A 321-nucleotide genomic window follows, 5' to 3' on the forward strand; every position below is an offset into this window, starting at 1 on the left:
GGTGATCGGCGAGTTTGAGGCCAACGCCAATTTCGGGTTCTCCTGGACCGATGGCGGTGAGATGAGCTCGAACGTCACGGCGGTGGGCAATTATCCCGTTGCCGAGAACTTCGCCGTGCGCGGCGTGGTCTATGCCGACCATGCCGGTGGCTATATCGACAACGTGGCGGGTACACGCGACCTGTCGGAATCGGCGCGCTGCCGCTCTGCCGGCACCGTGCGCTCGAACGGCGTGCCCGTCGCGCCTCGGCGCGCTGGCTTCCAGGCCGGTCAGGATTTGTCAGGCGTTACCTTCCTTGAGGCCAACAATGCCGGCCGGAC

1 pseudogene is annotated in these 321 nt (G+C 65.4%); it reads left to right on the top strand.

The features are described from left to right. Window positions 1–321: pseudogene (locus E5162_RS14820) on the top strand (TonB-dependent receptor); the annotation flags it as partial.

It is taken from the genome of Marinicauda pacifica (genome assembly GCF_004793635.1).
In the GTDB taxonomy this organism is placed as follows: Bacteria; Pseudomonadota; Alphaproteobacteria; order Caulobacterales; family Maricaulaceae; genus Marinicauda; species Marinicauda pacifica.